9 protein-coding genes are annotated in these 10,651 nt (G+C 63.6%); all 9 read right to left on the bottom strand.

What is annotated here, in order from left to right:
* Positions 1–3: 3 nt before the first annotated feature.
* The 9 genes from ACQKRQ_RS05500 to ACQKRQ_RS05460 all read right to left on the bottom strand — a co-directional run bounded on the left by ACQKRQ_RS05500 (position 4) and on the right by ACQKRQ_RS05460 (position 10,523).
* On the bottom strand, positions 4–891 hold the full coding sequence (locus ACQKRQ_RS05500; protein ID WP_427476084.1) for an MBL fold metallo-hydrolase: 888 nt from the start codon (positions 889–891) through the stop codon (positions 4–6).
* Positions 892–1,171: 280 nt separating this feature from the next.
* Positions 1,172–2,587, bottom strand: a complete 1,416-nt coding sequence (locus tag ACQKRQ_RS05495; protein WP_427475557.1) for an MFS transporter — start codon at positions 2,585–2,587, stop codon at positions 1,172–1,174.
* 37 nt (positions 2,588–2,624) lie between these two features.
* Entirely contained in the window at positions 2,625–3,638 is a 1,014-nt protein-coding gene (locus tag ACQKRQ_RS05490; RefSeq protein WP_427475555.1) for a succinylglutamate desuccinylase/aspartoacylase family protein, read from the bottom strand.
* 156 nt (positions 3,639–3,794) lie between these two features.
* Positions 3,795–4,679, bottom strand: a complete 885-nt coding sequence (locus ACQKRQ_RS05485) for a LysR family transcriptional regulator (protein ID WP_427475553.1) — start codon at positions 4,677–4,679, stop codon at positions 3,795–3,797.
* A 73-nt stretch (positions 4,680–4,752) separates the two neighbouring features.
* The gene (locus ACQKRQ_RS05480; protein WP_427475551.1) at positions 4,753–5,340 is read right to left on the bottom strand and encodes a LutC/YkgG family protein; all 588 of its coding nucleotides are present in this window, start codon (positions 5,338–5,340) and stop codon (positions 4,753–4,755) included.
* Positions 5,327–6,721: a lactate utilization protein B gene (locus ACQKRQ_RS05475; protein ID WP_427475550.1), complete on the bottom strand. Its 1,395-nt coding sequence runs from the start codon at positions 6,719–6,721 to the stop codon at positions 5,327–5,329. Before ACQKRQ_RS05475 ends, ACQKRQ_RS05480 begins: the two co-directional genes overlap by 14 nt.
* Complete coding sequence (locus tag ACQKRQ_RS05470) at positions 6,718–7,461, bottom strand: (Fe-S)-binding protein (protein ID WP_408180004.1); 744 nt, start codon at positions 7,459–7,461, stop codon at positions 6,718–6,720. The genes ACQKRQ_RS05475 and ACQKRQ_RS05470 overlap by 4 nt, the downstream gene beginning before the upstream one ends.
* A gap of 347 nt (positions 7,462–7,808) precedes the next feature.
* Positions 7,809–8,555 (bottom strand): FadR/GntR family transcriptional regulator, encoded by a 747-nt coding sequence (locus tag ACQKRQ_RS05465; RefSeq protein WP_168790285.1) that lies wholly within the window; start codon positions 8,553–8,555, stop codon positions 7,809–7,811.
* Positions 8,556–8,738: 183 nt separating this feature from the next.
* A complete protein-coding gene (locus ACQKRQ_RS05460) occupies positions 8,739–10,523 on the bottom strand; it encodes a S10 family serine carboxypeptidase-like protein (RefSeq protein ID WP_427475547.1) in 1,785 nt (594 codons plus the stop codon).
* Positions 10,524–10,651 lie beyond the last annotated feature (128 nt).

Here is a 10,651-nt window from a genome sequence, read left to right as displayed (position 1 = left end):
GCGTCATGGTGCGGCGTCAACGTATTGCCATTCGAATCCGTCCGCGCCGCGCCTCACCCGCCCCGCCGATGTCTGCGGAAAATGCGCGGTGAAGAGCGTCGCGTTGCGGTCGGCCGCGTAGTTCAGCAACCAGTGCCGCGAGTGACGCGCCGACGCCGCATCGAGGCAGAACGTCGAGTTCCATTCCGGGCGGTAGACCTGGATGGGGTTATGCATCACATCGCCGGTGAAGATCGCTTCCTCGCCGCGCGAACGGATCGATATCGACATATGTCCGGCGCTATGCCCCGGCGTGGGATGAAATACGATACCTTCGCGCCACGTGCCGCCGTCGGCAGGAATCGTTACGGCTTGACCGGATTCGATCACAGGCACCACGCTGTCATCGAAAACCATGCGGCGGCTGTCACCGGCCGGGGTCGCGAAGAAATCCTGCTCCGCTTGCGGGAACACGTATTTCGCGTTCGGGAAGGTCGGCTGCCAGCGGCCGTCGATCCACTGCGTATTCCAGCCGACGTGGTCCGCGTGCAGATGCGTGAGCAGCACCTCGTCCACCTGCGCCGGCAAGATGCCCGCGTCGGCGAGACGCTCCAGGTACGGGTTGTTCAGCTGATGAAACAGCTTGCTGAACGGCCGCTCCTTGAAATTGCCGATGCCGGTGTCGATCAGCACGGTCAGGCCGTCGATCTGCACGACCCAGGTGTGCACGCTCAGCGTCACTTCGTTGTGTTCGAGGTCGAGACTTGCCGACGACAGGCGGCGGCCCAATTCGTCGGCTGCCGACGACGCCCACTCCGGATAGAGGACCGTGGGCGCTAACGGAAAACAGGTTTCGCTGACGCGGGTGATGCGCGCGTCGCCTATTCGGTGCGTGAGGACCTCAGTCGGCATCATGTGACTCCGTGAAAAGTGCGGCGGCAGCGAGTGGATCGGTTATGCCACTCTTCTGCGGTGAATGGCCTCACTATCGCAAATCCGTGGCTTGCCGGCTAATGCCGTTTTCTGCGTTTGGTGATGCTTTGTGGGCATCGCCATGTGAGGCTCGGTGTCCATCGGTCTATGGGGGCGCGACGCGCCTCCATGCAACCGTCTCTTGCGCCGGTTCACGCGGCCGCCACCATGCGGGCCATGTCATGCACCGGTTCACGCGGACGCGGCCATGCAAGCCGCGTCATGCGCGGGCGAACACCGGCGTGCGTCGCGCCGCCACGCCATACAGCAGCGCGCTGAGCGCAGCCGCCACACCGCCGACGCACGCCAGCGCGACGCCCAAACCAGCGCTTTGCCCGCCGAGCCGCTCATTGATGAAGCCGACCGCGAACGGCCCGAGTCCGCCGCTGATCGCGTTGGTAAGAAACACCAGCAACGCAATCGAGCGTCCGCGCATACGATTCGGAATCGCGATCTGGATCGGCACCGGCGCCAACGCCATCGCGACACTCGCAGCAAACGCGGAGGCGCCATACAGGACCACCGCGATATGCACATCGCCGACGAGCGGCATCGCAATGGCGGCCGGCACGAGCAACGCAGCCGCCGACGCGGACAGCACCAGCACCTTGCGCACCGCTGCGGCATCGCTGACGCGCGCGGCGAGGCACCCCGCGCTCAGCACGCCGAGTATGCCGCCGAACATATAGGCCGGCGCTGCCATCTGTCCGACTACGCGTGGCGTCAGATGAAAATGCCGGATCAGCAGCGTCGGAAACCAGGCCGCGTGTGAGTAGAACAGCGTGATCAGCGCGACATAGGCGGCGAAGTACGGCAGGCAGAAGCGGTTCTTCACGAACAGTTCACGCAGCACGTCTTTCAGCGGCGGCGTACTGTCCTGCAACGCCTCGGCCACCACAGCGGCCGATGGCGCAGTTTCAGTCGGGACGACACCCTGCGTGGCCGGGTTCGCGACCACGTTCCGAAGCGTGGACGAGACCCCACGCCGTTGCGGCTCCCGCACCGACAACGCGACAATCGCCGCAAGCGCCAGCCCCGGCAATCCGACCGCGACGAACACCGCCTGCCATCCGTTCAAACCCATGCCCGCGAGCCACGCAGCGCCCGCGCCGTGCTCGATCGAACCGAGCAGCATGCCGCCGCCGAACAGAGCGACGCCACCACCGATGTACGGTCCCAGCATGAACACGCTGCTTGCCCGCGTGACTTTGCGCGGCGGATACAGATCGCTGAAGATCGACAGCGCCGCCGGGCTCAGGCCCGCTTCCGCGATCGCCGTCCCCGCACGCGCCGCGAGCAGTTCGCCGAAATTGTGCGCGAACCCGCACAGTGCCGTGGAGACCGCCCAGATCGCCACGCACACGGCAATCAACCGCACGCGATTGGAGCGATCAATCAAGCGCGCGATGAACACGCCCGCCGTCGCGTAGCACAGCGTGAATGAAAACCCTTGCAGCAGGCCGATTTGCGTATCGGTGAGCGCCAGCGTTTCCTTGATCGGTTGCACGAGAATGCTCACGATCTGCCGGTCGAGATACGAAAACGCAAAGCAGACAAAGAACAGGACGACGACGTAGGTGTGTCCACGACGCGCATCGGCGGCGTCGGCATCGGTCACGGTGGTGACTGCATTCATGGCGAATCTCCGGCTGGCTTCTGTTCGATGGACTGGGTCACTGCCACTGCGCATCCGCAGCCAGCACGGCGATACAGTCGCCCGGTTCGACGCGTGCGAACGAACGCATGCAGACCACCACACCATCGCCCGCAAAACGGATCTCCTGTGGTTCGCTCCACGGCGCGTACGGATCGAACACCCGCGCGGCCAACTGATCCTTTTTGACCTGATCGCCGAGTGCGAACACGGGTTCGGCCACGCCCGCCCGCGAGGCGAACACGTAGTGCCGCGCGCCGTCCACTTTCAACCAACGCGTGTCGTGCCGCGGCGCAGGCGGACGATCGTCAGGCGTGACGCCGAGCGTATGCAGCACACGCCGCAGACCATCCTCGACGATCGCGACGCCGTTGGGATCGCAGGCCGCGTAGCCGCCGAATTCACCGCACAGGAACAGCTTGCCGTGCCGCTCGACAGCCGCGCCATACGTGCGGTCCTCGCCGAGCAGATCCATGAGCATGGTTTGTGGCGCGGCAAACGCCTGCACGAGCCGCCGGTATTCCGCACGGCGCGACGCGTCGGCTGGCGGCGCCGCGAGCAAGGCCGGCAGATGATTGAACGACGCGCCGCCCGCATGCAGATCGATCACGACGTCGGCGCGCGGAAACAGTTCGGTGTCCGCATAGTGCGCAATCATTTCGGTGATATGGCCGTTGCGCGCGCCGGGAAAAACGCGGTTCAGGTTGCCCTTGTCGATCGGCGAGGTGCGCGAGCCGTTGATAAAGGCCGGGAAATTCAGCGCCGGCACGACGATCAACCGACCGTTGATCGACATCGACGGCATGCGCCGGACGAGTTTCATCAGCGCAACGGGGCCTTCGTATTCGTCGCCGTGATTGCCCCCGCTCAGCAACACCGTAGGACCGTCACCGCCCTTGAGCACGGTGATCGGAATCGGAATGTGCCCGTACGCGGAGCGGTCGTGCGAAAACGGCACGCGCAGCGTGCCGTTTTGCAGGCCGAGGCGTTCGTAGTCGATGTCGGTGGAAATCAGCGATGGTGTGGACGGCATGGTTGTCTCCCGATAAGAAAGCGGACCACGGCGCTGTCGTCGGATGACGCGCCGCGGTCGTGCATTCAATATCGTCGAGGCAAAAAAACAGCGCCAATGCCGATTTTTAGGGAAGCCGATGCCTTAAAGGCATCAAAGCAAGGTATTGCCAGCCGCTCACTTCTGCGCCTCGAGCAAGGCAATGAACTGCGCGAGCGCCGGATTGCGATGCTGCTCGTGATACGCAAAATGCAGCGGCAGCACGATCGACAGATCGGACAGTGCAAGAAATTGCACCAGCGCGGGCGGCCGTTCGCGATTGGCCGAGTTGACGATCGCCGCGCCCACACCCGCCGACACTAACGAGAGAATCGCGGCTTCCGTCGACACTTCCTGCACCACGTCGAGCGTCAAACCAGCGCGCTCGCACGCGCCGATCAGGCGGTCGTAGTAAGCGGGATAAACATGGCGCGGAAACGTGATGAAGGGCTTGCCGGCCAGTTGCGCGGCAGGCACGGTCTTGCGCCGGCCGAACGACCACGAAGCCGGCGCCGCCAGCACGACACCGTTTTCGAGCAAGGGCAAGCTGGCGAATTGCTCGGGCAGCGCGCCGAAGTGGTAGATGAAGCCGCCGTCGAGTTGACCCGCGTCGATCGCGTCCAGTTGCTCGGGCGTGTTCATCGGCGTGAGTTCGATGCCGACCTGCGGCGCCTTCTGCTGGAACGCTTGCAGCGCGTTCGGCACGAGGCCGCCCCACACCGCGTTTTCCACGAACCCCATGCGCACATGACCCGACACGCCTGCCGCGACTCGTTGCGCGACGCGCGCCGCTTGCTCGACCTGCTGCAGAATGCCGCGCGCCTCGCGCAGATAGGCGTCGCCCGCCAGCGTCAACTTGAGGCCGCGTGGCGTGCGCTCGAATAGCGCGACGCCCAAGGTTTCCTCGAGGTCCTGGATTTGCCGCGAAATGGCCGGCTGGGTCACGTGAAGTTGCTCGGAGGCGCCGCGCACGCTCGCGTGCTCCGCAACGGCGACGAAGTATCGGAGATGCCGGAGTTCCATGTCAGCAGAGTGGCAGGCTTATCGAACGGGATGCCGCATTGTGCCATTCGATCACGCCGCGGTTACTGCATTTTCATTGCGCCGCGAGCCACACCACCGTCAACGACCGCACGCCTTGCGCGCCGCGAATCAGCACGCCCTCGATATCCGCCGTCGCCGAAGGTCCGGTGACGAGCGCCGCATAGCGGGCGTCACGAAAATCATCGCGCCGGTACACGTCCTGCAAGCCGTCGATCAATTGCGCCGGGTCGAGCAGCACGACCAGATGCTGCACGATGTAGCCCAGCGCGTTGACCACATACTCGCGTTCGCTGAACCACACCGAGCCGGTTTCGGCGACGCCGAAGCGCGCCCGCACCACGCCGACGTCGATGTCCTGCAACGAGGCGGGTTCCGTATCGGCTGTGAGCGCGCGCGTGCCTGGCACTTCGGCAGTCGCCGAAGCCACCGATGCCGCCGCACCGAAGCGCTCGCGAATCAGCCCGCTCACATCGGTTGCGGACCCGGCTTCGACGCAGGCGCCGCCCATTGCCTGCAAGGCCGCCGTGAAGCGCGCGCGCAGATCGCCGCCTGCCGAGTCGAACAGCGGCACTTCGGGTCGTGGCCGCGACGGCGGCTGCGCCTGCCGCACCTTGTCCAGAAAAGCCTCACGTGTTGCCATTGTCGCCTCCACGATTCTTCTTGTACCAGGCGTGGAAGGTCAGCTTGGGCGCCTCCGGCAACTCGCGCTGCTTGCCCCAGATATTGAGCGGGTTATACAGCACGAAGTTCGGCAGCCGCCGCAGCGCGCTACCCATCGACGACACCGTCGCGCGATACAAGGTCGGACTCGCCAGCAAGCGCCCCGCCATTTTCAGCACTTCCTGCTTCACGAACGGCACTTCATGACGCTCGGCGATCACCGTGCGCCATTTGTAGATCTGCTCGTGGATATTGATCTTCACCGGACACACGTTGGTGCAACTGCCATTGAGCGTCGACGCGAACGGCAACGCGCTGTAGCGCTTCAGATCGAAGGTCGGATTGATGATCGCGCCGATCGGCCCCGAGTACGTGCCGCCATACGACAGCCCGCCGCTGCGCCGGTACACGGGACACGTATTCATGCAGGCGCCGCAGCGAATGCATTTGAGCGAGTACCAGAAGTCCTTCATCGCGAGCCGCTCCGAGCGGCCGTGATCGACGAGGATGAAATGCATCTCCGTGCCCGGACGCGGCGCGCGGAAATGCGAGGTGTATTGCGTGATCGGCGAGCCGAGCGCGCTGCGCGACAGCATGCGGATGAACACGCCGAGGTCCGATACTTTCGGAATCAGCTTCTCGATCCCGATCGACGCGATATGCAAAGGCGGCACGTTCGCCGACAGATCCGCATTGCCTTCGTTCGTACACACCACGACCGTGCCGGTCTCCGCCACCGCGAAATTACATCCGGTCATGCCGGCCGTTTTCTCGCGCACGAAGTACGGCCGCGTGTTCATGCGCTGGCTTTCCGCGAGGTAGTGAATGTCGCTATTCTTCGGATCGGTGCCGATGGTGCGGCCGAACAGTTCGGCTACGTCGGCGCGCAGTTTATGCACCGCCGGCACCACCATGTGGCTCGGGTCCTGATGATCGAGTTGCTGGATCCGTTCACCCAGATCCGTTTCCATCACCGTGATGCCGCGCGGTTCGAGATACTCGCGCATCTTGCATTCGTCGGTGAGCATCGACTTGCTTTTGACGAGCGTGGTCATGCCGCGCTCCGACATGATCTGGTGCACGAGCGCGTTGTGCTCTTCGGCGGTGGCGGCCCAATGGACCGTCACGCCGTTGGCCTCGGCCGCCGCCGCGAACTGTTCGAGATATGCGGACAGATTAGACAGCGTATGTTCCTTGATACCCGATGCGAGTTCGCGCATCGTCTCCCATTCAGCAATGCCGTGCGCCTGCACATCGCGCTTCTCACGCAAATCCCACAGACGCTTGTCGTGAAACGCCACGTGCTCCGTCTTGCTGATAAAAGCGCCCGCGGCTTTCGCGTGATCGATCCGGTTGCTCATACGCGTGCTCCATTGAGGACCTGCGCGATATGGATGAAACGCGCGTCGGCTTTCATGCGTTCCGCGCAGCCTTGCTGATGCATGAGGCACGACATGTCGCCCGAGACGATGTATTCGGCGCCCGCGTTCAGATGATCGCGCACCTTGTCCTGTCCCATGCGCACCGACACCGGCTCTTCGGTGACGGAGAAGGTGCCGCCGAAACCGCAACATTCGTCGGGCCGCGCCAGCTTGACGAACTCGATGCCCTTCACGCCTTCGAGCAAGGTGCGCGGCTTCGAAAACGGCGTGCCCGCCACTTCCGAAATCGACGCTTCCTTCAGATGCCGCAACGCGCTGCAACTGTTATGCAAGCCCACGCGATGCGGAAACTCGGCCCAGGGAAATTCACGCGCGCCGACCACGTCGTGCAGAAACTCGACCAGTTCGTAAGCGTTCGCGCGGACTTTCTTCACTTCGTCGGTTTGTTCGAGCGCGGTCAGATGCTCGCGCACGTGGTGGATGCAACTCGCCGATGGCCCGACGATGTAGTCGTAGCCCGCGAAGTTGCGCGCGAACACACGCTCGGTGCCGGCTGCCTCGGCATGCGCGCCGCTGTTGGCCATCGGCTGGCCGCAGCAGGTTTGCTCCTGCGGATAGTCGACCTCGATGCCGAATCGTTCGAGCAATTCGAGCGTGGCGATCCCCACTTCGGGATAGAACGCGTCGATGAAGCACGGGATGAACAGGGCGACTTTCATAAGCTTATTGAAAAGAAAAATGGCAGCCGGCGACCACCTACTCTACTGCGGAATCGCGCCGGGGACCCAGTACGGCGTCGCGGCGGCATGAATCGATTGACAAGGTTTTCGTCGTTTCAGTCAGACTGGTAAGGTTGGTCTGACCAAGAATATAAGGGAAGTTGTGAGGGGGTGTCAATCGCGGGATCGCGACGGATTAGCGGCGATCAGGAACGATAAGGCCGCGCCGTGCGCGCAAGCATCCGCGGCAATGAACCAGCACTGAAGGGGATTTAAAGCGAAAGATTGAAACCGCGACCACGTGGGCGCCAGGCTAGCGTCCAGACAGCATTCAAGCGCTTACGCAATCAAGAAACCACGCTCGACGAAGGCTTCGCCGCGTCTTCCTTGTACATCTCGCGCACGAAAGTCAAATGACGCTCGGCGGCCTTGCGCGCCTTTTGCGCGTCGCGCGCCATGACGGCGTCGTAGATGGCCTGATGCTGGCTCATCAACTGCTTTTCCATCGCGTCGTCGTAATCGATCAGCCGATGGTACTGGCGCATGCCCTCGCGAATCAGCGTATGGATGCCGTGCATCACATGCGCGAGCGCGATGTTGTGCGTGGAGTCGGCGATCGCGAGGTGAAACGCGGCGTCCAGCTCCGCGAGGTTCACGCGATCCTGCGACTGCGAGCCGGCCTTCAATGCCTCGAACGCCACGCTGATCTTTTTCAGGTCGGCGGCCGTGGCGCGCTCGGCGGCATACACCGTCGAAATCGATTCGAGCCCCTGGCGCAATTCCAGAATATCGGCACTGGTACGTGGATTTTGCAGCAGCAGCTCGGCAAGCGGCTTGGAGATGATCGGCGCCGTGACGTCGACCACCGTGAAACCGCCCCGCCCGGAGGTCTCGATGTAGCCATCCGCTTCCAGCCTGATCAGCGCCTCGCGCAACGACGGCCGCGACACGCCGAGCTGCGTCGCCAGATCGCGCTCGGCCGGCAAGCGGTCGCCGGGCATCAGCGTGCCGTCCGAGATCAGTTGCTTGATCTGGTCGGACACCACGTCGGACAACCGTTTGCGTGTGAAGGACTGGATCGGGAGAAATGGCATGGGCAGCGGTGAGTGAAGCCGGTTGAGCGAGCGGTTTTCAGGCGGTGGATAAGCGTCCAGGCGCGGTGCGTTGCAACGTTGCAGTCATACCGCGACGTTGCAACGAATTATACCGTTCAACCGAACACGCCGAATCCGCTTGTAAGGCAAGCCCCGAGCGCCGCGCGAGTTCTTCAGAGCCAGCTAGCGCGCCCCCGCCGCATAGAAACTCGCCAGATCGCGCTTGAGCGTATGCAATGCCGCGTCGTCGAGATAGATCATATGACCGGTCGGATAGTAGGCGATCCGCACATTGGCGCGCAGCGGCCCATCCACGCCAAGATGCGCAAGCGCATATTCGGTCGCATAGAACGGCGTGGCCAGATCGAAATAGCCGTTCACCGACATCACGCGCAAATGCGGATTCTGTCGCATCGCCTCGGCCAGATCACCCGCCGCGTACGGCACAGGCAGATGCTCGCCCCACCATTCGCGATGCTTCCAGTCCCACTGCGCCAACGCTTCGTCGTTGAAGACGCGGTAGCGCTCGGCCGGCGTGAAGTGCAGATCCTGAGCGAAATGCTGGTGCAGCGCCGCGTCGAAAGCACTCGAGACGCTGCTTACCGAGGCATCGTAATCAGGACGCTCGGATACGCTGTCGAAGTCGATGCCTTCGAAACGCGCATCGTAACGGCCGACGCTGCGCGCCTGATCGCGCAGCAATTCACTGCGATAACGCGACGGATAGAGACGCAAGCGGCTGCGCTTCACATAGCCGACATCGAGACCGGTGAACTGCGCGACTCGCGCGGCGATCGCGTCGCGCTCGGCGTCGGGCAGCGCATCACCTTGCGCGAGCGCCTGCGCATACGGGCCGCGCGCGAACGCGCGGGCTTCGTCGAGAAAGGCCGGCAGACTGGCCGGCTTCGGCACGATCTTGTCGTGATACCAGGCGATCGCCGCGAAGCTCGGCAGATAGCTTTCGCTTTTGAAATCCGAGCCGGCCGAAAACGCGGCGGAATCGAGCACCGACGACATCAGGATCACACCGTTGAGCGCGATATTGTTCTGCCCCAACTGATACGCGAGCATCGTGGCGCGCGCGGTGCCATACGATTCGCCCAGCAGGTACTTGGGCGAATTCCAGCGCTGATTCACCGTCAGATAGCGGTCGATGAATTGCGAAAACGCGCCGAGATCCTTATCGACGCCCCAGAAGTCTTTGCCGGTGCCATGACCGACCACCCTCGACAGGCCCGCGCCGACGGCGTCGATGAATACCAGGTCGGTGGTATCGAGCAGGCTGTCGGGATTGTCGGCGAGCGTGTAAGGCGCGGGCGGCGTGATGTCGGGACTCGCGGTGCGCACCCGCTTCGGTCCGAACGAGCCGATCATCAGGAACACGGTGCCGGCGCCCGGCCCACCGTTAAACAGGAATGTGACCGGCCGCTTTTCCGGCGTTTTGCTGGCCACGGTGTAAGCGACATAAAAGACGCTCGCGTTGGCCTGCCCCGTCCTGTCTCGCAACAACAGGTTGCCGGCGGTGGCCGTGTAGTCGATCTTGCGGCCATCGAGCCGGATGGAATGCTGCGTGACCGACGAGGTTTCAGGCGGTACCGGAATCGCCGCCGGCTCAGGTTTCGCGTTGCGCTGCGCCGTGCTGCCCGATGCTTCGTTCTGCGTCGTCGCGGCGGGGCGTGGCTGGCGAGGCGTGCGCTGCGGCGGGGCTGCGTGCGGCTCATCGAGCGGTGGGTCGTTCGCCTCCGCGCGTTGATTGGGCGTGCCGCTCACGATGCGTGGCGCGTCCGGCGCCGACGCCTCGACGTCCGCGCTTGCAGCGGCTTGCGGCGAATCGTCTGGTTCAGCCGCCGCGCACATCGTGCTGAACGTGGCGAGCGCGAGCAGCACGAGCGCCATCGCGACGAGCGCGGCCGCCATCGATCCTGCCATCAGTGATTGGCGCAACCAGAAGGTGAAACGAAGGCCCATGAGTTTCCCGACCGAGAGTCGATAGGCGCCGATGTCCGGAAGGTCAATGGTTAAGACGAACTCGGCGCTCGATTTTTGACGCAAGCATTTGCCGCGTCAATCGAAAACTGGCGAGGACGCGCCCTCCT

Origin of the sequence: Paraburkholderia sp. NPDC080076 (genome assembly GCF_050281145.1) — a bacterium.
Lineage (GTDB): Bacteria > Pseudomonadota > Gammaproteobacteria > Burkholderiales > Burkholderiaceae > Paraburkholderia.
The sequence above is the reverse complement of the archived record's forward strand: the minus strand, read 5'-3'. Positions and strand labels throughout refer to the sequence as shown.

What these genes read in the sequence shown, in the direction of transcription:
- ACQKRQ_RS05500 (WP_427476084.1), bottom strand. Translation starts at nt 891, where the DNA reads ATGCCGACTGAGGTCCTCACGCACCGAATAGGCGACGCGCGCATCACC.
- ACQKRQ_RS05495 (WP_427475557.1), bottom strand. Translation starts at nt 2,587, where the DNA reads ATGAATGCAGTCACCACCGTGACCGATGCCGACGCCGCCGATGCGCGT.
- ACQKRQ_RS05490 (WP_427475555.1), bottom strand. Translation starts at nt 3,638, where the DNA reads ATGCCGTCCACACCATCGCTGATTTCCACCGACATCGACTACGAACGC.
- ACQKRQ_RS05485 (WP_427475553.1), bottom strand. Translation starts at nt 4,679, where the DNA reads ATGGAACTCCGGCATCTCCGATACTTCGTCGCCGTTGCGGAGCACGCG.
- ACQKRQ_RS05480 (WP_427475551.1), bottom strand. Translation starts at nt 5,340, where the DNA reads ATGGCAACACGTGAGGCTTTTCTGGACAAGGTGCGGCAGGCGCAGCCG.
- ACQKRQ_RS05475 (WP_427475550.1), bottom strand. Translation starts at nt 6,721, where the DNA reads ATGAGCAACCGGATCGATCACGCGAAAGCCGCGGGCGCTTTTATCAGC.
- ACQKRQ_RS05470 (WP_408180004.1), bottom strand. Translation starts at nt 7,461, where the DNA reads ATGAAAGTCGCCCTGTTCATCCCGTGCTTCATCGACGCGTTCTATCCC.
- ACQKRQ_RS05465 (WP_168790285.1), bottom strand. Translation starts at nt 8,555, where the DNA reads ATGCCATTTCTCCCGATCCAGTCCTTCACACGCAAACGGTTGTCCGAC.
- ACQKRQ_RS05460 (WP_427475547.1), bottom strand. Translation starts at nt 10,523, where the DNA reads ATGGGCCTTCGTTTCACCTTCTGGTTGCGCCAATCACTGATGGCAGGA.